31 protein-coding genes are annotated in these 21,689 nt (G+C 61.7%); 30 read left to right on the top strand and 1 reads right to left on the bottom strand.

Annotated features, from left to right (window positions below; all coding sequences use genetic code 11):
* Nucleotides 1-47 precede the first annotated feature (47 nt).
* The 12 genes from NKF27_RS11270 to NKF27_RS11325 all read left to right on the top strand — a co-directional run bounded on the left by NKF27_RS11270 (nucleotide 48) and on the right by NKF27_RS11325 (nucleotide 6,523).
* A complete protein-coding gene (locus NKF27_RS11270) occupies nucleotides 48-1,154 on the top strand; it encodes a replication protein (protein WP_253551670.1) in 1,107 nt (368 codons plus the stop codon).
* Entirely contained in the window at nucleotides 1,045-1,650 is a 606-nt protein-coding gene (locus NKF27_RS11275) for a hypothetical protein (RefSeq protein WP_253551672.1), read from the top strand. The genes NKF27_RS11270 and NKF27_RS11275 overlap by 110 nt, the downstream gene beginning before the upstream one ends.
* Entirely contained in the window at nucleotides 1,647-2,210 is a 564-nt protein-coding gene (locus tag NKF27_RS11280; RefSeq protein WP_253551674.1) for a hypothetical protein, read from the top strand. Before NKF27_RS11275 ends, NKF27_RS11280 begins: the two co-directional genes overlap by 4 nt.
* Entirely contained in the window at nucleotides 2,207-2,437 is a 231-nt protein-coding gene (locus NKF27_RS11285) for a hypothetical protein (RefSeq protein ID WP_222569786.1), read from the top strand. Before NKF27_RS11280 ends, NKF27_RS11285 begins: the two co-directional genes overlap by 4 nt.
* Nucleotides 2,434-2,880 carry a recombination protein NinB gene (locus NKF27_RS11290; protein ID WP_253551676.1) on the top strand — a complete coding sequence of 149 codons (447 nt, stop codon included), beginning with the start codon at nucleotides 2,434-2,436 and terminating at the stop codon, nucleotides 2,878-2,880. Before NKF27_RS11285 ends, NKF27_RS11290 begins: the two co-directional genes overlap by 4 nt.
* Nucleotides 2,877-3,026, top strand: a complete 150-nt coding sequence (locus tag NKF27_RS11295) for a hypothetical protein (RefSeq protein WP_253551678.1) — start codon at nucleotides 2,877-2,879, stop codon at nucleotides 3,024-3,026. The genes NKF27_RS11290 and NKF27_RS11295 overlap by 4 nt, the downstream gene beginning before the upstream one ends.
* On the top strand, nucleotides 3,023-3,460 hold the full coding sequence (locus NKF27_RS11300; RefSeq protein WP_253551680.1) for a DUF968 domain-containing protein: 438 nt from the start codon (nucleotides 3,023-3,025) through the stop codon (nucleotides 3,458-3,460). Before NKF27_RS11295 ends, NKF27_RS11300 begins: the two co-directional genes overlap by 4 nt.
* Complete coding sequence (locus NKF27_RS11305; protein ID WP_253551681.1) at nucleotides 3,453-3,875, top strand: hypothetical protein; 423 nt, start codon at nucleotides 3,453-3,455, stop codon at nucleotides 3,873-3,875. The genes NKF27_RS11300 and NKF27_RS11305 overlap by 8 nt, the downstream gene beginning before the upstream one ends.
* A 231-nt stretch (nucleotides 3,876-4,106) precedes the next feature.
* The gene (locus NKF27_RS11310) at nucleotides 4,107-4,829 is read left to right on the top strand and encodes a hypothetical protein (protein WP_253551683.1); all 723 of its coding nucleotides are present in this window, start codon (nucleotides 4,107-4,109) and stop codon (nucleotides 4,827-4,829) included.
* A gap of 257 nt (nucleotides 4,830-5,086) precedes the next feature.
* A complete protein-coding gene (locus NKF27_RS11315) occupies nucleotides 5,087-5,590 on the top strand; it encodes a lysozyme (RefSeq protein ID WP_253551685.1) in 504 nt (167 codons plus the stop codon).
* A gap of 37 nt (nucleotides 5,591-5,627) precedes the next feature.
* Nucleotides 5,628-5,942: a hypothetical protein gene (locus NKF27_RS11320; protein ID WP_253551687.1), complete on the top strand. Its 315-nt coding sequence runs from the start codon at nucleotides 5,628-5,630 to the stop codon at nucleotides 5,940-5,942.
* Between the two features lie 104 nt (nucleotides 5,943-6,046).
* Entirely contained in the window at nucleotides 6,047-6,523 is a 477-nt protein-coding gene (locus NKF27_RS11325; RefSeq protein WP_253551688.1) for a 3TM-type holin, read from the top strand.
* A 13-nt stretch (nucleotides 6,524-6,536) separates the two neighbouring features.
* Here NKF27_RS11325 and NKF27_RS11330 read toward each other — a convergent pair whose 3' ends face one another.
* Nucleotides 6,537-6,683 carry a hypothetical protein gene (locus NKF27_RS11330; RefSeq protein ID WP_222568922.1) on the bottom strand — a complete coding sequence of 49 codons (147 nt, stop codon included), beginning with the start codon at nucleotides 6,681-6,683 and terminating at the stop codon, nucleotides 6,537-6,539.
* A 550-nt stretch (nucleotides 6,684-7,233) separates the two neighbouring features.
* Between NKF27_RS11330 and NKF27_RS11335 the strand changes: the two genes are divergently transcribed.
* The 18 genes from NKF27_RS11335 to NKF27_RS11420 all read left to right on the top strand — a co-directional run bounded on the left by NKF27_RS11335 (nucleotide 7,234) and on the right by NKF27_RS11420 (nucleotide 21,656).
* A complete protein-coding gene (locus NKF27_RS11335) occupies nucleotides 7,234-7,782 on the top strand; it encodes a terminase small subunit (RefSeq protein ID WP_253551690.1) in 549 nt (182 codons plus the stop codon).
* On the top strand, nucleotides 7,769-9,019 hold the full coding sequence (locus NKF27_RS11340; RefSeq protein WP_253551691.1) for a terminase family protein: 1,251 nt from the start codon (nucleotides 7,769-7,771) through the stop codon (nucleotides 9,017-9,019). Before NKF27_RS11335 ends, NKF27_RS11340 begins: the two co-directional genes overlap by 14 nt.
* An 8-nt stretch (nucleotides 9,020-9,027) precedes the next feature.
* Nucleotides 9,028-10,398, top strand: a complete 1,371-nt coding sequence (locus NKF27_RS11345; protein WP_253551693.1) for a DUF4055 domain-containing protein — start codon at nucleotides 9,028-9,030, stop codon at nucleotides 10,396-10,398.
* Nucleotides 10,398-11,414: a minor capsid protein gene (locus tag NKF27_RS11350; protein ID WP_253551695.1), complete on the top strand. Its 1,017-nt coding sequence runs from the start codon at nucleotides 10,398-10,400 to the stop codon at nucleotides 11,412-11,414. The genes NKF27_RS11345 and NKF27_RS11350 overlap by 1 nt, the downstream gene beginning before the upstream one ends.
* Before the next feature lie 87 nt (nucleotides 11,415-11,501).
* Nucleotides 11,502-12,152 (top strand): hypothetical protein, encoded by a 651-nt coding sequence (locus NKF27_RS11355; RefSeq protein ID WP_253551697.1) that lies wholly within the window; start codon nucleotides 11,502-11,504, stop codon nucleotides 12,150-12,152.
* Nucleotides 12,153-12,167: 15 nt separating this feature from the next.
* Nucleotides 12,168-13,178, top strand: a complete 1,011-nt coding sequence (locus tag NKF27_RS11360) for a hypothetical protein (RefSeq protein ID WP_253551699.1) — start codon at nucleotides 12,168-12,170, stop codon at nucleotides 13,176-13,178.
* Between the two features lie 59 nt (nucleotides 13,179-13,237).
* Complete coding sequence (locus NKF27_RS11365) at nucleotides 13,238-13,375, top strand: hypothetical protein (protein ID WP_253551701.1); 138 nt, start codon at nucleotides 13,238-13,240, stop codon at nucleotides 13,373-13,375.
* Nucleotides 13,376-13,424: 49 nt separating this feature from the next.
* Nucleotides 13,425-14,300 (top strand): hypothetical protein, encoded by an 876-nt coding sequence (locus tag NKF27_RS11370; protein ID WP_253551703.1) that lies wholly within the window; start codon nucleotides 13,425-13,427, stop codon nucleotides 14,298-14,300.
* Nucleotide 14,301: 1 nt separating this feature from the next.
* Nucleotides 14,302-14,679: a DnaT-like ssDNA-binding protein gene (locus NKF27_RS11375; protein WP_253551705.1), complete on the top strand. Its 378-nt coding sequence runs from the start codon at nucleotides 14,302-14,304 to the stop codon at nucleotides 14,677-14,679.
* A complete protein-coding gene (locus NKF27_RS11380; protein WP_253551714.1) occupies nucleotides 14,679-15,035 on the top strand; it encodes a glutamate 5-kinase in 357 nt (118 codons plus the stop codon). The genes NKF27_RS11375 and NKF27_RS11380 overlap by 1 nt, the downstream gene beginning before the upstream one ends.
* A 57-nt stretch (nucleotides 15,036-15,092) precedes the next feature.
* The gene (locus NKF27_RS11385) at nucleotides 15,093-15,473 is read left to right on the top strand and encodes a hypothetical protein (RefSeq protein WP_253551716.1); all 381 of its coding nucleotides are present in this window, start codon (nucleotides 15,093-15,095) and stop codon (nucleotides 15,471-15,473) included.
* Nucleotides 15,474-15,523: 50 nt separating this feature from the next.
* Complete coding sequence (locus NKF27_RS11390) at nucleotides 15,524-15,955, top strand: hypothetical protein (RefSeq protein WP_253551718.1); 432 nt, start codon at nucleotides 15,524-15,526, stop codon at nucleotides 15,953-15,955.
* On the top strand, nucleotides 15,952-16,350 hold the full coding sequence (locus NKF27_RS11395; protein WP_253551720.1) for a phage tail terminator-like protein: 399 nt from the start codon (nucleotides 15,952-15,954) through the stop codon (nucleotides 16,348-16,350). The genes NKF27_RS11390 and NKF27_RS11395 overlap by 4 nt, the downstream gene beginning before the upstream one ends.
* A 29-nt stretch (nucleotides 16,351-16,379) precedes the next feature.
* Nucleotides 16,380-17,327 carry a phage tail tube protein gene (locus NKF27_RS11400; protein ID WP_253551722.1) on the top strand — a complete coding sequence of 316 codons (948 nt, stop codon included), beginning with the start codon at nucleotides 16,380-16,382 and terminating at the stop codon, nucleotides 17,325-17,327.
* A gap of 10 nt (nucleotides 17,328-17,337) precedes the next feature.
* Entirely contained in the window at nucleotides 17,338-17,733 is a 396-nt protein-coding gene (locus NKF27_RS11405; RefSeq protein ID WP_222561347.1) for a hypothetical protein, read from the top strand.
* A 328-nt stretch (nucleotides 17,734-18,061) separates the two neighbouring features.
* Nucleotides 18,062-18,502: a hypothetical protein gene (locus tag NKF27_RS11410; protein WP_253551724.1), complete on the top strand. Its 441-nt coding sequence runs from the start codon at nucleotides 18,062-18,064 to the stop codon at nucleotides 18,500-18,502.
* 383 nt (nucleotides 18,503-18,885) lie between these two features.
* Nucleotides 18,886-21,294 (top strand): tape measure protein, encoded by a 2,409-nt coding sequence (locus NKF27_RS11415; RefSeq protein WP_253551725.1) that lies wholly within the window; start codon nucleotides 18,886-18,888, stop codon nucleotides 21,292-21,294.
* Complete coding sequence (locus NKF27_RS11420; RefSeq protein WP_253551727.1) at nucleotides 21,294-21,656, top strand: hypothetical protein; 363 nt, start codon at nucleotides 21,294-21,296, stop codon at nucleotides 21,654-21,656. Before NKF27_RS11415 ends, NKF27_RS11420 begins: the two co-directional genes overlap by 1 nt.
* Nucleotides 21,657-21,689 lie beyond the last annotated feature (33 nt).

The following is a 21,689-nucleotide window of genomic DNA, read 5'->3' on the forward strand; positions in this document are numbered from 1 at the left end:
ACCAACCAGAACGGGGCTTCATCACAACTCAAGGTGATAGGTGAATCATGACAGATACCGCTCAGATATTCCAGTTCCCAAGCGCGTCCGAGGCGCCCAGGGAAAAGAGAGGTGCGCAGTTGGAAGACGGATATGTCCGTACTGCCAACGCTATCGTCGAGGCGCTTTGCAAGGCCCCTCTGACGAGCAGAGAGGCCCGTGTCGTCCGTGCAGTAGAGCGAGCCACCTTCGGGTGGGATCGCTCCTCAGCACGCCTCTCGCAAAGCGTACTGGCCAAGATGACCGGCCTGACGTCGAAGCGTTGCAGCGAAGCCGTGAACGGCCTGTTGGCCAAGAAGGTTCTTCGTCGCGATGGCGGCTCGCAGGCACCGATCGGCATCAATACCCGCATCAGCGAGTGGGATTTCTCGGCTCAAAAGTCCCGGGTGTCCCCAAAACGGAAGCCCGATCCAACTTGGGGACACCGACCCCAAAATGGGGACGAAAAACGTCCCCAAGATGGGGACACAAATACAGACACTACAGACACTCTAGAACCTAAAGGTTCTAGAAAGTCCTCGAAGAAATCCTCGCCGAAGAAATGGGGTGACCCCGTTGACCACGAGATGGCCGAGCAAATGTTCGCCGCCATCAGTGCCGACCTGACCAACCCCAAGCGTCCGAACATGAGCTCCTGGGCAAACGAGTTTCGCCTGATGCGAACCCGTGACGAGCGCACCGTCGAACAAATCCGCTTCCTGATCACCTGGACTGCCCAACACCAGTTCTGGTCAGGCGTCATCCTCAGCCCCGCCAAGCTGCGCGCCAAGTGGGATCAGCTCGAAATCCAGGTCAAGAAGCTCAAGGAGTCTCGTCATGAAAACCGCATCTCAGCTGGCAACCGTCGCGCAGAGCAGGATCGTGTCGCAGCGAGCCTCGCAGACCCCTACGACACCTCCTGGGCGGAAGGCCTGTTCGACGAAGGAGGAGCGCAAGGAGGAGATTCAGGCGCTGGTGAACCGGGCGTTTACTCGGCTGGAGGCGATTTTTCCGAGGACCTGGCGGATGTCGTTCTCGACGAACGAGATGCTTCAACTGGCCAAGCGGGAGCTCGGATTTTCGATGGCGAGGTGGTCATCACTGCCGACGATGGAATCGCTCGACATGGCCATTGAAGAAATCAAGCTCGAGGGCGGGAACTGGCCGCCATCCATCGCTGAGCTCTGCCGAATCTTCAAGCCGAGCCTGAAAGACTTCGGGCTGCCGGAACCCGAGATCGCCTTCCGCGAGGCTTGCACCTACGCAGGCCGGATTATGGAGCACCACTGGAGCCACCAGGCCGTCATGGACGCCACCACTGCCACCGGCTCGTGGGATCTTCGCCACTGCTCCAGCGAAGGCGAGCGATACCGGCTGCGCAAGGTGTTCTTTGCCGAGTACGAGGCGCTGTGCAATCGACTCCTCGAGGGCGGCGCGCTGGATGACCGGGTAGCCCTTCTCGAAAGCGATGAGATGAAAAGCGATATCCGCAAGGCCCAAGAGGCCAGTGAGCGAAAGGCTCAGCAGGAGGCGGAGGATTTCTGGCGAACCCGTGGCGAAGAGCCGCCGAAGAGCACCGAAGAAACCATCGCTCGAATCAAAGGGATTCTCGCCGAAGGGAGTGATGCATGAGCGGGCGCATCTGGACCGAGGCCGAGTTGACCACCCTTCGCCAGCGCCTGGCCGAAGGCGTTACCCACCGAGCCATCGCCGAGGAGCTTGGCCGGACCAAGAGCTCTGTCAACCACAAGGCGTGGGACTTGGGCCTGACTCGCCAGGCCGGCCCCCGCCAACCCTGGACACGCCAGGAGCTGGACAGGCTCGAGCAGATCATTGCCAGCGGTGCCACCTACCAACAGGCAGCCGACAAGCTGGGGCGCTCCCGCATTTCGGTGCGGGGCAAGGCCGCAGACATGGGGCTGTGCAACCCGGAGCGGGTCGGGGCCTTTCGCCGGAAAGACGTAGCCCTGGTGGCCGAGATCCACGACATCCTGGGCGACTGCATCGACTTCAAGGGCATGAACTGCTCCGAGTGCACTGCCTACCTCAATGCCATCGGCTACAAGGTCAGCAATTCGTGGGTCCACAAGCAGATCGGCGTGCTGGGCCCTAACTACCGCCGTTGGGCCAGGGAGAATGCCAAGCGTCGCCGCTCCCTGATCATGAGCATGCGCAGGAGGGCCGCCGCATGAACGCCGCCATCAAGTGCAACTACCGATCAACCATGACTGACTGCCCAGCGCACGCCGTGCACATGGCTGTGAACCGTGCCGAGATCAGCGGGAGGCGATACGGCGTTTTCTCATGCGGAGAGGGCAAGTTTCGTGTCCGCCGCGTCAAGGGACGCCCTCAAAGCGCCCTGGAGATCATCACGCCCTCCTGGAGCTACGACAAAGCGTACCGCGAGGAGGTGGCATGAGCAGCAAAGAGCTGACCTATCAGATCGCCACCCTGCGGGACCTGGGCGGCGTCATCCAGATGGCGGCCCGAATGGCTAGCCGGGGCCTGGAAGCAGGCCCTGTCGAGCTGGTGCTTCGCCGGCCCAAAAACCAGCGCAGCCTCGACCAGAACCGCCGCCTATGGGCCGTGCTGGCCGACGTCAGCCGGCAGGTTGAGTGGTATGGCCGGTATCTGCCCAAGGATGCCTGGAAGGACATTTTTAGCGCTGCCCTGGAGCGTCAGGACGTGGTGCCGGGCCTCGAGAGCGGCTTCGTCATGATCGGCGGCCGCACCTCGAAGATGACCAAGCAACGTTTCGCCGACCTGCTGATCCTGATCGATGCCTTCGGGGCCGAGCATGGTGTCCAGTGGAGCGACCCCGCCCTGCGAGTGTTCGACGAATACCGTGAGGCCGCTGCATGACCCCGACATTCGCCCTATTCGCCTTCGCCATCGTGTCCTGCCTCGGCGCCTGTGCCGCCCTGGCTTGGGCGCAGCGCGAGGAGAAGCGCCGGGCCCGCGAGGAGATGCGCAGCTTTCTCGAGCAGATCGACAGGAGGGATTCATGAAGCGCTCAGCCCTCCAGCGGAAGACGCCACTCCGCAACCGGGCGCCGATGGCCCGCAAGCCTTTGCAGAAGCGCCGCAAGGCGGCACAGAAGGCGTCGAGCGACACACGGTGGCGCAGTGAGCGTTACCTGGCGTTCGTCCGGTCCCTCCCCTGCTGCGTCTGCGATGGCCGCGCCACTGACGCCCATCACTGTATCGGCCTTCACTGGGGCCTGTCTGGCATGGGCAACACAGCGCCGGACAGCTTCGCCATGCCCGCCTGCCGGGAGTGCCATCAGGCGATCCATGCCAGCCCCGAGATGCAGGCCCGACAGCCAAGGTGGCTGATCGACACCATCAACCGCGGCCTCGACCACTTCACAGACGAGCCCATCGTCGGCGCCCTGGCCGACGCCCTCGAGTTCATCGCCGCCAAGGAGGATGCCCATGGCTGACCACGCCGACAATGCCCTGCTCCGCCACGAGGAATCGGTCTCCGATCGCGTGCGCATCTTCGTGCCGTACCTCGCCAGCAGCACCAATGTGGCTCTGCGCCAGAACAGGTTCGCCCGCAGCCGGGAAGTCAAAGACGCAGCCTGGGCGGCCAAAGCAGCTTGCGCGGGCATAAAGCCGATCAACGGCATGGTCGACCTCGTGTTCCAGCCTCGGCTTGGACAGGGTCAGCGCATGAGGGACACATCCAACTATTCGGCCAACGTGAAGCACGTTGAGGACGCACTGGTGGCCGCTGGCGTTCTGCCCGACGACCGAGGCGAGTACGTCCGCCGCATCATCATGGAGCCGCCTGAAATCGACCGAAAGAGCGAAACCGGCACCTGGGTAGAGATCATCCCGGTGGAGGCGGTATGAGCGACAAGCAATCCGAGCGCCCGCCAGACCGGCGCTACCACAACGACCCGAGGCGCCGGTCGTGAAGTGGTCACGGAAAAGCGCCTACTCGATCCAAAGCGGCGAATTCGTGATCTGCAAGACGACTCACAGCGGCGTCGACCGCTACACCCTCTGGCGAGGGTTCCAAAACATCAGCGAACACAGCACGGCGAGCGAAGCCAAAGCACGAGCAAAACGGGAGAGCGCGGCATGATGGCAGCGACCAAGCAACGACATTACGACTACGGGCGCATGAGCATGAGCGATCTGCGCGACCATGCCAAGCAGGCGCACCCCGAGCACACTGATGACGCAGCGCGGGCCTACGTTGACCGCCTGATCGACTTGGAGCTGGAGCGACGCCTCGACCTGCTCCATCGGCGCCCGGGCTGGCACGCGCACTCGCCTGTGGCCATGATCGGTTGCGGAGGCGGCGGTGGTGGCCGGCACGACCAGATGCTCGTTGCCTACGAGAAGGGAATCCCGAACAGCTACTGGCACGAGGTGGCCAGGGTGGTGCTGGGCAAACTGCCCACCCGCCGCTTGATGGCCCTGATGATCAAGGCGGCGAAGATGGATAGCCGGCTCGAGGGCCCCTGGTGCGCCACATTCGATCAGGTGGCCGCCGCCCTGGGCAGCTACGCCCAGATGCTTGGATGGCCTGGTGCATGTGTCGACGCGGCGCAGACGGTCGTATCGGTAGTCGAGACCGAAGTGCCACGCAGTCACCGCAACAGCCAGCACGTCTTCCCCATGCGCCCCGACGACGCAGAGCGCGAGCTGGCCCGCATCGAGGCCGCCAAGGAGCCACGTAGGGAGCGGCGGGAGACCAAAGAGCGAAAGCCGATGTTCAAGGACGGCCAAGCGATCAAGGATGCTGCCAAAAATGCGCGAATCGAAGCAATTCTGATGGCAAAAGCAGGAATCGCTTGACATTTTCCATTCGCAACCTACAATTCATGTAGGCTCGCAGTACGACCGTCAAGAGCCAGCAGTATCAAATATCAAGGCCCGCCCTCACCGGCGGGCTTTTTCGTTCCTGCGCCCTGGCCTCCCGCCGGGGCGTAGTTCGTTATGCCGCCCTGCGAGCCTTCCCTCGCCCTGGTCGGGCGGCACCCTTTCCTGAATGACGCCGCAGCCTGGTGTCCTTGCCCGTTCGTGCGGGCTGTTTTATTCCCCGAGGTGTCGCCATGAAGACCAGCCAGCGCGGACTGAACCTGGTCGCCGAGTTCGAGGGCCTCGAGCTTGAGTCATATCCAGATCCTGGCACTGGCGGCCATCCCTGGACCATCGGCCTGGGCACGACCCGGTACCCCGATGGTTCCCGGGTACAGCCCGGCGACATTATCACCGAGGATGAGGCGTTCGCCCTACTCCGCTATGACGTTGCCCGGTTCGAGGACGACGTCGAGCGCCTGGTGGCCGTGCCGCTCAACCAGAACCAGTTCGACGCTCTGGTCTCGTTCACCTACAACGTCGGCCCCGGTGCCCTGGAGCGTTCTACCCTGCTGCGCAAGCTGAACACCTGCGACTACCGTGGCGCCGCTGACGAGCTTCCCCGCTGGAACAAAGCCGGCGGCCGCGTACTGGCTGGCCTGACCCGGCGCCGAGCGGCAGAGCGCGACCTATTCCTGACGCCTGAGAGCGTCCAGTTTCACTGGCTTGACGAGACCGTCAGAGTCTCGCGGCCCTGATTCCTATTCCCATACGCAGGCCCACCCAGGAGGCGGGATGTCTGAAACGAGTCCCGATACTGCCTTGAAGGCCAAGCCTATCCTCGAGAGGCACGTGCAAACCGTGCTCTTAGCCCTCGTCGTCGGCCTGCTCGCCTGGTCAGGCAACACCACCCTGACCCTGATCGAGACATCAGCTCGCCAGGACGAGCGCATCAGTCAACTGATTGCCCTGACGGAACAGCTTCGTGCTGATCTGCGAGAGGTCGGCAACGACTACATGACGATCAACGACGCGGCCATGTACCGCGATCATATCAACAGCCGCATCGATGCCCTGGGTGCCCGGGTGTCGCGCCTGGAGAACCGGTGATGAACTGGAGATCAGCCGTTGAAGAAGTCGCCAAGTACGCGCCTGCCGTGGCCACTGCGCTTGGCGGTCCTGCTGTGGGCGGCGCCGCAGCTGGTGCGTCTCTCATGGTTACTTCTGCGCTGGGCATCGAGAACGATCCTGCTGCACTGGTGGCAGCGACTCAGGACCCTGCCAAGCGTGCTGAGCTGGTCCGCCTCAACAACGAGCATCGTCAGGCACTGGAGGCTATGCGCCTCGAGGCTGAGAAGGCCGCTGCCGCCGAGCAGACGGCTCGACTGACCGAGACACAGCGCACCATGCGCGCCGAGCTGGAGCACGAGGGCTGGTTCAAGAGCGGTTGGCGCCCTGCCCTGGGCTGGGTGTTCGCTTTCTCCTTGGGCACCCTGTCCGCCGTTATGGCCTACACCATAGTGATCGACCCCGCGGTCGTGGGTGATCCCGAGTTCACTGGCATGCTGATCTGGCTATTCGTGACCATGGGTGCCGCCCTGGGCATCAACGTCCGCCAGCGCACCGTAAACAAGGCGCTCGAGCGTGGGCAGCAGCCCCGCACGTTCATGGATGCAATCAGAACAAAGTGAGCCCGACAGCTATTCAGTCAGCCTCGCTATCGCGGTTGAGTTTTTCGGCTTCTCGTTCAGCTGCTTCGCAGTCGTGGTAAGAAGCAATGACGTCGTCGTTTAAGTGCGTATCGACCACCTGCCAGTAATCGACCTTAGTGCTGTCGGGGTCAGTGAGCACTGAGCGAACCTGAAATCTAGCAGGCATTGTGGAGCTACCTCGCAATCACAAGGGTCACCCCTAGCATAGCCTAGGTGGCAGGCTCCACATTGAACGATAGAGCTGCCGCTTCGGCACGAGCTTCTTCTTCCAGGACGTGCCGCGAAACAACCTCTCTTGACTCTTCATTGTAGTGCTGAGAAAGCTTAACTACCGCCCACCGCACCCGCCGGCTCTTAGCGGTTAGGTAGCTCTCGACCAAATACTTGTCCACCTCCAGGTCTCCTACAGATCGACTAAGGCGGTGGCAGAGTATGCTGAGAACGAACCTATGGCAACAGCCTACTCATCGGTATAGCAACGGTTTCGATGCACGCCCATGCCCAAGGCTGATGTAAGACGCTTGAGCTTAGCGGTCGCTCCGTACCCACCCAGGCCCTAGCTCAGCACGCTAAACACCCTGCAGCACCCGGAGGTGGTCCCCACCTACCAAGGGCGGACGCTGTGAAGCGCTGCACTCCGTACCAGCCGTCTGAGAAAGCTCAGGCGGTCCCTATTCGATGAGGCAACCATGACCAAGAAGACTGCCCGGGAGGCTGTCGCGCTGACAGCACGGCAGTCTCGTTTCGTGGATGAGTACCTGATTGATCTGAACGCCACCCAGGCGGCAATACGCGCCGGGTACAGCGAGAAAACGGCCAAGTCCCAGGGTCAGCGTCTGTTGACCAATGTTGACATCGAATCAGCGATTCAGCAGCGCATGAAGGATCGCGAGCAGCGTACCGAGGTGACGCAAGACCGCGTGCTTCGAGAGCTCGCCCGGCTTGGCTTCTCCGACATCCGCAAGCTATTCACCGCCGGTGGCCAGCTCCGCAGTGTTCATGATCTGGACGACGACATCGCAGCCGCCGTGCAGAGCGTCGAGGTGGTGACCAAGATGCTGCCCGGTGCCGATGGCGAAGAGCCTGACATCGAGTACGTGCACAAGATCAAGCTGTGGGACAAGAACAGCGCCTTGGAGAAGATCGCCAAGCACCTGGGCATGTTTGCGGACAACGGCCTGGGCGACAAAGACCGACCCATTCATATCGAGGTGGTAAACCCGCATGCCTCAGGTTGAGCCATCAGGTCCGCAGTACGACTACATGATGGCGGAAGACCGGTTCCCGGCAATGGTTGCAGGGTTCGGCGCGGGCAAGACCGAGGCGGCAGTGCTGCGCTCGATCATCGGCAAGCTCAAGTACCCAGGCCTGAATCGCGGCTTCTACGAGCCGACCTATGACCTGGTGCGGATGATCGCCTTCCCTCGCTTTGAGGAGGTGCTGACGCGCCTTGGCGTGCCGTACAAGCTCTACAAGTCCCCGCTGAACTACATCAGCATCGAGGGCTACGGCAGCATCTTCTTCCGCTCCATGGATGCCCCGGCCAGGATCATCGGCTACGAGCACGCCGACGCTGATGTTGACGAGCTCGATACCCTCAAGGCCGGCGACGCTGCTGAGGTGTGGCGCCGAATTCTGTCGCGCAACAGACAGAAGAAGCCCGACGGCAAGCCCAACACCATCGGCGTGACCACGACCCCCGAGGGCTTCCGCTTCGTGTACCAGACATGGAAGCGTGAGCCAGGGCCCGGCTACCGGATCATCCAGGCACCGACTGAGTCGAACCCGCATCTTCCAGAGGGCTACGTCGACTCGCTGCGTGACATCTACCCCGAGGCGTTGTTGCAGGCTTACCTGATGGGCGAGTTCGTCAACCTGACGAGCGGCACCGTCTATCACACCTTCTCGCGTGAGCTGAACGACACCGATGCGGTGGAGCAACGTGGCGAGCACCTGCACGTCGGCATGGACTTCAACGTCCAGCAGATGAGCGCGGTGATCCATGTCATCCGCGACGGCGACCCCCTGGCAGTGGGCGAGTTGACCGGTGTGTTGGACACCCCGGCCATGATCGACCTGATCAAGGATCGCTACCCCGAGCACAAGATCACCGTCTACCCCGATGCCTCGGGCAAGGGCCGCAAGACGGTCGACGCCTCAACCAACGATCTTGCCCTGCTCCGCCAGGCTGGCTTTGCCGTCGAGGTAGACAGCAGTAACCCGAGCGTCAGGGATCGCATCACCGCCATGTGCTCCGCCTTCTGCAATGCCAAGGGAGAGCGCCGATACCGGGTCAACGTGCGCCGCTGCCCGTCGTACACGGCGTGCCTTGAGCAGCAGGCCTATGACAAGCACGGCGCGCCTGACAAGACCCAGGGGCTCGATCACGCCCCGGACGCAGGCGGCTACTTCATCGCCAAGCGCTTCCCGATCAACAAGCCGGCCAGCATTGGGCCCATCAAATTCAGTCTGTGAGGTAATCCATGCCCGTCGATACTCAGCATCGTCTCTACGCTGCGCACGAGAGGCAGGCGCAGCGTGTCCGTGATGCCGTGGCGGGCGATGAGTCGGTCCAACAATATCTGCGCAACCCTGATCCAAACGACGAGAAGCGCACGAAGGAGTACCGCGAGGGCGCTGTCTGGCTGGATGTGACGGCCCGCACCCACAACGGCATGCTGGGAGCGATCTTTCGCAAGCCGCCAGAATCCAAGCTCCCGCAAGCCATCGAGTACTTGCAGGATGACGCCGATGGGTCAGGCATGAGTCTGGAGCAGTTCGCTAAGCTGTTCTGCTCCTATCTGATGCAGGCAGGCAGCCATGGCGTGCTCGTCGACTTCCCCGAGGCCGAGGACGGCCTGACGAAAGAGCAAAGCGCAGGGCTCAAGGCCAGCTTCCGCCACTACACCAGCGACAACATCATCAACTGGAAACGCCAAGGCGAACTCCTGACCCTGGTAGTGCTGCGAGAAACCTTCGACAAGTCGGAAGACGAATTCCAGAGCGACCCTGAATACCAGTACCGCGTGTTGCGCCTCGAGGATGGGGTCTACACCCAGGAGGTCTACCGGGACGGACAGCCGGCGGGCACAAAAGTGAAGCCGCGCATGGGGAATGGTCAGGCCTGGCCGATTATTCCGTTCCAGTTCGGTGGAGCCGTCAACAACGACGAGGCACCGAACAAGCCCATGCTCTTGGGCATTGCCAACCTCAATATTGCTCACTACCGCAACAGCGCAGACTGGGAAGAATCCTCCTTCACCGTTGGCCAGGTCATGCCTCACGTTGATGCAGGGACGACCAGCACCCAAGACTGGCAAGAGCTCAACCCGAACGGCATTCGCTGGGGTTCTCGTGAAGGCGTGGTCACCCAGGGCGGCGGCTCAATGAACCTTGTGCAGGCGCAACCAAACTCCATGCCAATGGAGGGGATGAAGCGCAAAGAGGAGCAGATGCTGTCGATTGGCGCCCGGCTGATTGAGCAGCGCAGCGGTAACGAAACGGCAGAGGCGGTGCGAGCCCGTAGTGGCGCGGAAAACTCCAACCTCTCGACCATAGCGACCAACGTTTCAGACGCCTTGCGAAACTGCTTGCAGTGGGCCCTGACCTTCATGACGCGAAAGGCCATTGAACCGGTCGACACCATCGAGTTCGAGCTGAACCAGCAGTTCTATGCCGAGGACGCCGACCCGCAAGAGGTCATCGCCCGCATCCAGGAGCTGGATCGCGGCCTGATCGCCAAGAAGGACTATCGCGATTGGCGGCGCCGAACTGGCGGCATTGATCCCGAACGCACCGATGAAGAAATCGACGCGGACGTGGCCACAGGTGGGACTGACCTCGGGGTGATCTGATGACAGCCGAACTCAAGCTGCTGGAGCGGCTCATTCGCCACCAGGTGATGATTCAGCGCCTCAGCAGCGGCCAGATCAAGCGCGCCCTGCCGATCCTCCGCCAGCTGGCCAAGGACCTCCGGGCCCGCATCGCTGCCGGCGACGCTACCGAGTTCGCCATGGGCAGGATGCTTACCCTGGAGCGCGACATCCAGGTGCTGGTCACCGAGGCCACCGACAGCATCCAGCAGCAGCTGGAGCTCGAGGCGTTCGCCACCCAGGAGATCGACTTTACCCAACGCCTGCTCGGTGCTGCAGTCACTGTCGACCTGGCCCAGGGCATCAATACCGACATGGTGGCGGCAGTCACCACCCGGCGACAGCTCACCCTGGTATCGGGTGACACCGTCAAGCGACTGACCGTCCCTCAGATGTTCGACGAGCTCTCAACAGCTGTTGGTCGCGACGCCCTGCGCACGGTGCAGGCTGGCGTGATTGAGGGCCGTACGCAGCAGGACATGGCCCGCGACGTGGCTCGTATGGTCACCACCCGCAGCCGGCGCCAGGCCGAGACGGTGATTCGCACGGCGGTGAATGGCATCGGAGGCGCTGCCCGCAACGAGGTGTTCGCCGCCAACAGCGACATCATCGAAGGCGAGAAGTGGACCAGTACCCTCGATGGGCGCACGACACCGGTATGCCGATCGCGTGACGGTGAGGTCTACCCGCTCGGCCAAGGCCCCCGCCCTCCTGCTCACTACGGATGCCGCAGCCTGATGCGCCCGGTGATCAAAGAGCAGTACCGACTGGCCCAGGTAGGCGACCGCGCGTCTATGAATGGCCCGGTCGACTCTCGCGTCACCTATGGCGGCTGGCTCAAGCGGCAGCCCAAGGAATTCCAGGACGACGTGCTGGGTCCGCGCCGGGCAGCGCTGTTCCGCTCCGGCAAGCTGCGCATCGACCAGTTCACCGACGACATGGGCCGAGCCCTAACGCTTGACGAACTGGCGGCCAGGTATGACCTGACGATGTCCTGACACCACCACACACCACGGCCCCGCCATCGAGCGGGGCTTTCTTTTGCCCGCAGGCCGCGGGCGAACGCATCAACACAGGAGCTGATGATGCCGATCCAGGTAGAGCACGAAGGCCAGACGATCACCGTCTACACCGAGGCCGAGCACAAGCAGGCCATCGACGACGAGGTGGCTGGCCTCAAGGTCACCAACCAGCAGCTCAAAGAAGAGAAGCGCGAGCTGGCGGACAAGATTAAGACCATCGACGAAGAAAAGCGGCAGGCCGAAGAAGAAAAGGCCAAGCGCGATGGCGATTACGAAAAGCTCGAGCGCCTGATGGCCGAACGCCAGCAGGAGCAGCGCGAGCAGTACGAGAAGCTCGTCGGCGACATTCGTAAGGAGAAGGTCGGAAGCGCGCTCAATGACGTGGTGACCCGGCTCGGTGCCGGCGGCACCCGCAATGAGGACCTGCGCGACCTGCTCAAGACTCGCTTCGAGTTCGACTACGACAACGAATCCGGCAAGGTCACTGTCTCGGGTGACGGCATTACCTCGCTGGAGCAGTTGGAGAAGACCATCCAGGAGTCCGGGCGCTATGACGCCTACCTGGCTGGTAGTCAGGCGTCGGGAGGGGGCTCCCCCGGCAGCCAGGGCGGAGGCGCCGCCGGCAAGAAGCTTTCTGACATGAGTGAAAAAGAGCGCATCGAGTTCAAGCAGCGTGACCCCGAAGGGTTCCGCCAGGCGCTCGCCAACCGATAAGCAAGGAGCCTCACAATGGCAACTGTTCGACTTTCCGATGTGCAGTTCGACGAGGACGTCTACCTCTCGTACCTGCAAGAAGACCGCACCGATCGAAACGCCTACATCGCATCTGGCGTTGCGGTGACCAGCAACGAGCTTCAAGCGCGCGCCAATGGCGAAGGCGGCCTGACCTCGATTCCGTACTGGAAGGATCTCGACGCATCCAGCGAGAACAACTCCAGCGACGACCCGACCCAGAAGGCCACCCCGGACAAGATCGGCACCGGCAAGATGGCGGCCCGCAAGATCTTCGTCAACAACGGCTGGCAAGCGGCCAACCTGGTCTCAAGCCTGATCGGCAACGAAGACCCGATGCGCCAGATCGCCTCGCGCACCTCCGCGTACTGGGAGCAGCGTTTCGCCGCTCGCGTCCAGGCCATCACGCTCGGCCTGTTCAACCAGAACGATGCCGGATCAGGTGACATGATCTTTGACGCCTCCACCGAGGACGGCGCCAACGCGACTGCCGACAACAAGTGGAGCTTCGACGGCTTCGTCGACGCTCGCGCCACTATGGGCGAATCTGCCGACAACCTGGCTCTCCTGGCTGTCCATCCGGACACCCTGACCCAGATGATCAAGCAGCAAGCCATCGAGTACATCCAGGATGCCAACACTGGGATCATGATCCCGACCTACAACGGCTTCCGCGTGGTCGAGGACAAGAAGCTCCCGGTCATCGCCGGCACCACCAGCGGCTTCCGCTACGTGTCCGTGCTCTACCGTCAGGGCGTGATCGGTTACGGCGAAGGCTCTCCGCGTCGTCCTGTGGCCATCGAGTTTGACGAGGCCGCCGGTAACGGTGCTGGCATCGAGACCCTGTGGGAGCGCAAGGAGTGGCTGATGCACCCCGAGGGCTACAAGTTCACCGACGCCTCTGTCGCTGACCTCTCTCCGACCATCGCCGAGTTCGAGACTGCCGCCAACTGGTCGCGCGAGTTCGAGCGCGAGAACGTCGGTATCGCCTTCTTCGTGCACAACTGATCGACGGGCGCCTTCGGGCGCCCTTCTTCCCTTCATCCGATAGCTGAAAGGTGATCGCAATGGCAGATGCCACCGAAACCCAAGCCAAGCCGGCTGCGCAGAAGACCAACAAGGACGGCTTTGTCCCTGGTCAGCGCGTGAGCCCGAAAGAGCTGGCCGAGTTCCGCAACAAGCAGCGCAAGGCCGCTCGCAAGTAATGCAACGGGCGGCTCCGGCCGCCCACCGAATCTGCTGCCAGGAGGCCACATGGCTACACGCATCAATCGGCCTCGCACTGCGCGAGATCGGCGCCGCCTGGCGGCATCAGAATTCTTCCGCGTGCAACAGCGCCGCCCTACCGCACCCCAGTCGCCGCAACCTGAGCCCGACTACATCGGCGAGGCTGTCGCGGCAGCCTTCGCGCCGGGGCAGCTTGGTGCTCTCTACGTCATCCAGCCTGACTACCAGGGCAACACGATTCTCTGGCAGGACGAGGCCGGCACGATTCCGGCAACGGCTGATGGCGACCCGGTTGGCCGAATCGATGACCTCTCGGGTGGAGGCAATCACGCGACCACGCCCGCGCCGGGCACGCTTCGAGGTTCGGTTGGAAACTGGCGCCTTGAATTCGATGGTGTCGACGACTACTACGACCTGCCGCTGAGCCTTGCGCAGAACTCACCGAGCCTGTACCTAGCCTTCGCCGGGGCGTACCGAGAGTTGGCCGGCGCCGATAAATCGATGATCTGGTTCTCGACCGGCACATCAAGCACTGGCACCCGGGCCAGGCTGAACACCAGAGCCACGACCTACCTGCAAGCAGCTGGTCGCAGGCTGGATGAGGACCCCTTCGAGCCAGGCGTGCAGGCGGAGGTCATTGCAGTCGACGAGCCGTTCACCGCTTCGGCGCTGCTGGACTACGCCAATGCATCGGCCTGGCTGCGCAAGAACGGTGCCGAGCAAACGAGCGGGTCTTTCTCTACTGCTGGCACGAGCTCGGACACGCCGTCTCTTGAGGCATATCTCGGCTGGCAGGCTGGCGAGTACACGACCATGGATGCTCGCGCCTTCGCCATCGTTACCGGCGGGACTGATGGCATTGCGGAGATCGAAGCCCTTCTCGCCCACCTGATTGAGACATGACATGACCGAGTACATCACCGTCGCAGACGTTGACGCCCTGCTGCCCGCTGGCTGGGAAGGAGATGGCGACAAGACCCGCGCTGTCCTCGAGGCTAACGCCTGGCTGTCGGCCCGTGGTGTCATGGCCTCTGATCCCGTCGAGGACGACATCAAGCAGGCCGGCGCCTATCTGGCGCAGGATGCTGCTGCCGGAAACCTCTACGGCGATCGAGCGCCAAGCCTCAAGCGCGAGATGGTCGATGCTGATGGCGTTAAAGTCGAGGAAGAGTATCAAGATGGCGCCTCGGCTAGCTCCGGCACGCTGCGACTGGTCAACGATCTGCTCCGGCCCTACCTCACCGCCGGCGGTGGCTCCACCTTTGCTGTTCGGAGGGCGTGATGGGTATTCGTGAAAAGGTGCAAGCGAAGGTCGGCAAGGCGTTCGACACCAAGCTAGCGGACGCGGTGACGACGTTCACCGGTTCGCGCACTGTCGTATCGGGCGAGTTCGACCCCATCGAGGGCACCTATCCCGAGACAACGGCGACCTACTCCGGGCGCGGCGTGTTCGGCGGGTACTCGATCCAAGAGGTCGATGACCAGCACATCCGGCGCACCGACGTAAAGCTGACCGCATTGCAGAACGAGGTGAGCGACACCCCGACGATCGACGACACCATCGACGGCATGCTGGTGGTCAACGTTGGGCAGGACCCCGCCAAGGCCACCTGGACGATTCAGCTCAGGAGACCGTAAACTGAATTGGAACAAGCGGCTACAATAGCTACACCACCTCTACCTGGCGGTTACATAATGGGCGATGACAACGAGTTGCTGGATCAATTTGCCGTTGAGGCGATGAAGTCTCTGGTCACGGCCGAGGGCGTAGAGCTTCTCAACTCCGACACCCGGCATCGGGCAGCGATTGCACGAACCGCTTACAGCATCGCGGCGGAGATGTTGAAAGAGCGGGAGTTGGCTCACAAAGAGCAGGAATGGTCCGCTATCAACGTTCACGATCTCGTCAAGCGGGCAAAGACCAAGTCTTTCCTCCGTCACTTTGGCATATCCACCGTTGCTCAAGCCGTGAAGCTATCCCACCAGGAGCTACGCAGAACGGAGGGAGTTGGCGTGGCCCTCATTGAGGACTTACAGCAAGCTTTGGAACCTTACGGTGGCTTACGATCACGCTAGCTTCTAGCAGCCTGGCCAAAGTGCCGGGCTATTTACCTCTGGAGGGAGTAATGGCACGCAAGGGCTGGAGCAAGTCACTCTCTGGCTTCGCCCGCGAGGTCGAAGCCCAGCAGAACAAGCGCTTGCGGGCCACGGCGCTGCAGGCGTTGAGCGGTGTCATCGAGCGTTCGCCGGTCGATACCGGTGCATTTCGCGGCAGTCACCGCGTAAGCGTTGCCACACCGGACAATGGCTATAGCCTGGAGGACACCGATAGGAGTGGCAGCGCCACCCTTGCCAAGGGGTCCGCGAAGATCCAGTCAGTGCGCACCGCTTGGGAAGTGATCTACGTGCAGTCGAATCTTCCCTATGCGGAGGCTATCGAGTTCGGCCAGTTCATCTATAAGCCCGCTGGGAAGACGACCCCAGCGGGTTACAGCATTCAAGCCCCCGCCGGCGTCTACGCCATCACCTTCGACAACCTGCGAGCGCAGAACACATGACCTTCGACGAGATCCGCATCGCCATCACGACACGGATGGCGGCCTGGGATGGCGTGCCGGTGGCTTATGACGGCGCTCCCAACGGTGACGCAGTAGATACGGCCATCGCCAACCAAGAGCCATGGGTGAGGCTGACCATCCAGCACGGCGACAGCTTCGTCGCTGGTCTCGGCTCCGAACCCTGCGTTCGCCGCCCCGGGCTGATCATGTGCCAGGTGTTCACCAAGGACAATCAGGGCAGCCGGCAGGCGTACCAGATCGCCGACTCCCTGGCTGCGCACCTGCAGTTCTGGCGTACCGGGCACCTTGAGACGCTTGCCTCGTCAGTGCAGCGCGCTGGCCCTTCTGACGGCAATTACCAACTGAACGTATCGACACCCTTCCGCGTCGGCTAAACCACCCCACCGCCCACCTCCGAGCCGCCTTGAGCGGCTTTTTTCATGCCTGGAGAAAAATCATGTCCAGCGGTTCTCAGATCGCAACCTACCTCGCTCCCGAGTCCACGCCTGGGGAAACGCCCGATCCGGCGACCTGGGACACCCTGCGCCTCACCGGCAATACCCTGACGCCCAACGTCTCCACCGAGGTCTCTGCCGAGAAACGTGAGACGCGCATGCAGGGCGGCGGCATCATCACCAGCCTCGACTACTCCGGCGACCTGGCCGGCGAGATGAGCGCGGGCACGTTCGACAAGCTGCTCGAGGCAGCCTTCTACGGCACTTGGGCGACTGATGTGCTGGAGATTGGTGCTGACCGCCACGCCTTCACCATCGTGAAGGCATTCAAAGACATCGGCGTCTACTCAACCTTCAAGGGCGTGCACATCGGTGCCATGCAGCTCGACATCCCCGAAGAAGGCAAGGTGACCTGCAGCTTCACCGGCATGGGCCTCGGCTATGAGGACGGCGAGACCGACCCGACCGCTGCTGGCACCGTGAATCCTCAGACAACCACCGTGGCGATGGGCTCCGCCACCAGTGTTGGCGACATTCTGGTCGACGGCTCCACCTTGGCCGGCGAGGCCTGTATCAGCGCCCTGTCCATGTCCATCGACAACACGTTGCAAACCCAACGCTGCCTCGGCAAGGCCGGTCCCGGCGCCCTGATTGCCACATCGGCCAACGTCTCCGGCTCGCTCACCATGGCCTGGAGCAAGGCGGCCTGGAACCAATGGAAGAAGATGCTGACCCGCGAGGCTATCGGCGTGTCCTTCCCTCTGACCGATGCCGCCGGCAACAGCTACACCTTCGACTTGCCAGAAATCGAGATCGACGGCGAGCTGCCGGACGGTGGCAATGAGGACATCGTCCAGGTGTCGCTCAACTACACCGCCAAGAACACTCCCATCAAAGTCACCCGCGTGCTGGTATAAGGAATCCCCGATGGCTTTCAATGCAAAACGATACTCACCTGACGCCTTCACTCAAGGCGTTTGGCTAGCAATCATGGGCGGCCAGTTCAAGGTCGCCCGAGCTGGCAACCCCATCTACGAGCAGGCGCTGGAGGAGTCCGGTTATCGGAAGAAGATCGAGCCAGCTGAGAAAGAGCGCGCCCTGTACACGGCCATCGCCACCGGCGTTCTGCGAGACTGGAGCGGCGTCGAAGACGATAGCGGCGAACCGATCCCTTACAGCATCGAAAATGCCGTTGAGGTGATGCTGGACAACCCTGATCTGGTGGCGCGCATTCTCAGTCAGGCCAACGACCTGTCCAACTTTCGTCGTGAGGACATTGAGGACCAAGGAAAAAAGCCGCGGCAGCGCTCAAGTACCGCCTGACAACAGCCGGGCGAGAAACCAAGCTCGCCACGATCGCAAAGGCGCTCAATCTCTCAAAGCAGGTTGAGCCGCCAGAGATCGACGAGCGCTGTGCCTTCTGGCTGCACCTGTTCGACCTCCTCTCCCCATCAAGACCTGCCGGCTTCGGCGCCATTCAGCCCATACCGTTGTCTGAGATGGCTGCTTTGCGCCAGATGATGGTGCTACCCTGCTCAGCAGATGAGTACATTAACGTTATGCGTGAGATGGACTGGGTATACATGGAAAGCAGAACCTAGCCTCGCCCTGCCCTATTCGCTACGCTGGGGAAAACACGCACGGAGGCATCATGAAAAAGAAGCATGCGCCCTACTACCGCGACTACAGCGAAGCTCACCGAACTTTCCATGACGTTACCTCGGAAACCGCCGGATTGCGGATCAAAGACAAGCTGAATGGTTTCGTGCCCGAAGACCTTGTTGAGAAACTAGAGGAGGAGCGCAAACTGCTCGCTGAGATAAAGAGCCTAACGCCCAGTGACGGTGAGGCCTTGATCGAGAAGATCATCTCTGCGGCTGAGGAAAATGGTGCAGTTGTCGAAAAGAAGATAGAGAACGAAATCCCCCGCGACGGTCAGCCAGCGCGCCGCTACATCATTGCAAAGTTTTTTGACTCAAGCACGTTGATGGCCCGCATGTCTCTATGGCTCGGAGATCAGTACGCACGTATATACTTCGAGGCAGTGCGAAAAAATACCCGTGCTGGCGAGGATGGCGAGGGCTGGTCATGAAAGGGTGTATTGTCGCCGCAGTAGTCGCGATGGCTCTAACAGGTTGTGGTGGGGACTCGATTAGCGAGGAAGAGGCCGCATCTATTGCGGCTTTGTCACAAGACGCAGAGAAGTACAAAGATGCTTTTACCGAAGCAATCGTCGAACTAAGCGGAAGAGATGACTGTGATGCTGAGGTGATGCGGAATAATGGCGGATTCTCCCGAGTAGCCGGGGAGCCATATTACTTCATGTTCTGTGGCGAACCTCAGAACATTGCGCGCAGATGGTATCTTGACCCGTCGTCAGGCGAGTTAACCCGGTTTAAGGCGGAACTCTAGCCATCCTCCCGAAAAACCATAAGGCCCGCTCATAGCGGGCTTTTTTTATGCTTGGAGATTGTGATGCCTTATTCCAGCCGCCTTGAGCTGGTGATCGATAGCCGTAGCGGTGAGCGGTCGTTAAAGCGCGTGGAGCGTGGGCTCGTCGATGTCGATCGGGCTGGAGATCGAGCTGCCGGGAGCCTCGGCGGAGTGGCGGCGGAGACGTCCCGGCTTCGCGGCGTTGCACTTGCGGCATCCGGGGCGCTGGCCGGTCTCGTTGGCGCTGCCAGTGCCGGCGAGGTGATCCGATATGCCGATGCTTGGTCCAACACCACAAATCAGATTCGCCAGGTGACCAGCTCTAGCGACGAGCTTGCCAAGACACAGCGCGAGCTACTCCAGATCGCTAACGACTCGCGCTCTACCTACGAGTCAACCGTCGATCTGTATACCCGCCTAGAGAAATCAACCCAAGAGCTGGGCATTTCCAGCGAGCGCCTGCTCGGAATTACCGACTCCATCAACAAGTCGTTCGCGCTGTCCGGCGCTACTGCGGACGAGTCTGCCGGCGCTATCACTCAGCTTGCTCAGGGCCTGGCTGCTGGGGCGCTTCGCGGTGATGAATTTAACTCAGTGGCTGAGCAAGCGCCGGAGATCATGAGGGCCATCTCTAACTCTCTCGACATGACCACTGGTGAGCTGAAAGACTTTGCCGCTGAGGGCGGCATCACTGCCCAGGTCATCATCGACGCCATGGAGGGCGCAGCGGTCAGTATCGACCAGGCGTTTGGCCAGTCGATTGCAACGTTTGGCCAGAAAATGGCTGTGTCACGAAACAAAATTCTCGAATGGGTGGGAGCGAGCGAAGGGCTGAACGACGCTGTCGGGCTCGCAGGTGATGCCATTGTTGGCCTATCGGACAACATAGACACGCTGGTGGATGGTGCGCAGTTTTTGGCCGTGCTGATGGCGGGCCGCTTGTCCGGGGCATTGGCAACTGCTACCGCCGCCAAGCTGGCCGCCCTGGGACAGACCCTCGCCTACCAGGCTGCTCTCGCCCGCCTGGCAGGAGTCAGTGGTACAGCGGCTACTGCACAGCTTGCGATGGGCGCTGCGGTAAGGACCGCATCAGGTGCGATAGCACTGCTTGGCGGCCCCGTAGGCGCAGCCGTTGTGGCGGCCGGAGGCATCTACTACTTCCGAGAAGAACTGGGCCTAGTGCAGCCTAAAATTGAGTCAGTTACCTCCACTGTTGACGCGCTGACAGACTCAATCAACATGAACAGCGAGGCAGCGCTCAAGAACGGCATATCCAAGCTCTCGGCTGATATCGCGGACCTACAGCGAGCTGCGCAGACCGCGCGAGCGGAGCGAGATGCCATCCAGATGCAAGGCCCTGGGCCGGGCTATGTCGGCATCGGCCCAGGCGCTGGCTCGGGGCGAAATCAGGCAGTGGAAGCCGTGCGGCAAATCGAAACAGAGATTGCCAGCTACGACGAGGCTGTTGTCCAGCTTGAGAATCGCCTGGAATCGCTGGGCGAAAGCAGCATAAAGCCCACCAACAGCTTAAGAACCCTGGCAGAGAGCACGAGTGAAGCAGACAAAGCCACAAAAGAGCTCGCTGAATCCCAGCAGCGCCTGATCGATCGCTTATTCCCCCTTGAAGCTGCCCACCGGCAGTTTCGGGAGGAAATGAATCTTCTCGACCTCAAAGCTGCCGCTGACAAAACATTTCGCCTTGCTGAAGCCCAGGAGCGACTGCGCACACAGTATTCGGCAGAGCTGACCGGCGGCTTCATGGAGCAGATCGCCACCGGCGGGCTGGCGGAGAAGGTCAAGGAGACTGACGACCTCACTCGGGATCTCGGGTTGACCTTCTCCAGCGCGTTCGAGGACGCCATCGTGGGCGGCGAGGGTTTCCGGGAAGTCCTGGCCGGCATTGCCGAGGACATCGCTCGCCTTGCGGTTCGCAAGAGCATCACCGAGCCCGCAGTAGAGGCAATCTCAGGCTTTGACTGGGGCGGCTTGATCGGCAGCGCTTTCGGTAGCGCGTCAGGCGGGAGCGCGTTTGGAGCTTCATACGGCTCTTCGAGCGCTGGCAGCTTCCAGGGCTTTGCGGAGGGTGGATGGACAGGCCCTGGCGGCAAGTACGAACCGAAAGGCGTAGTTCATGGTGAAGAGTTTGTTGTGCGCCGAGAAGTGGTGAAACGGCCAGGCGTCCTGCCTATGCTCGAGCGCCTCAACAACATGCCCGGCTATGCCAATGGAGGCCTAGTGGGAGGCTCGCCAACGGCCATCAGCGACACCGTCGTCCAGGTGATCGACCAGCGACAAGGCGGCGCGCAGCCGGAGGTGCAAGAAAGCCGAAGTTCCGATGGCCGGCGGCAGATCCGCATCCTGATACGCGACGAGGTCAAGAGCATGTTCAACGACGGCACCATGGATTCGACCATGTCCCGCAACTATCGGCAGAAGCGGAGGCCCTTATAATGCCCAGTTGGCCCGCCTCCCTCCCTCAGAAGACGCTCGCGGCCAATTACAACGAGTCCCCGCAGAGCCAGGTGCTGCGGTCCTCGATGGACAGCGGCCCGGCCAAGACCCGGCGGCGCTTCACTGCAGCGACCATGACGGTGCCGTTTGAGTGTCATCTGACGCGCGACCAGATCCCGACGTTCGAGGCCTTCTACTCAGACGACATTGCAGCCGGCGCCCTGCCCTTCGATATTCCGCACCCGAGGACCGGAGCAACGGTGTCGGTGCTACTGAAAGGCGATCCGCCCTACCAGCTGGCACCGGTTGGCGCCGGAGCGACGCACTACCGCCTATCTCTAACCCTCGAGATTCAACCCTAGCCCGCCTCGGCGGGTTTTCTTTTGCCCGGAGAT

Source organism: Halomonas sp. DN3 (genome assembly GCF_024137905.1).
Lineage (GTDB): Bacteria > Pseudomonadota > Gammaproteobacteria > Pseudomonadales > Halomonadaceae > Halomonas > Halomonas litopenaei.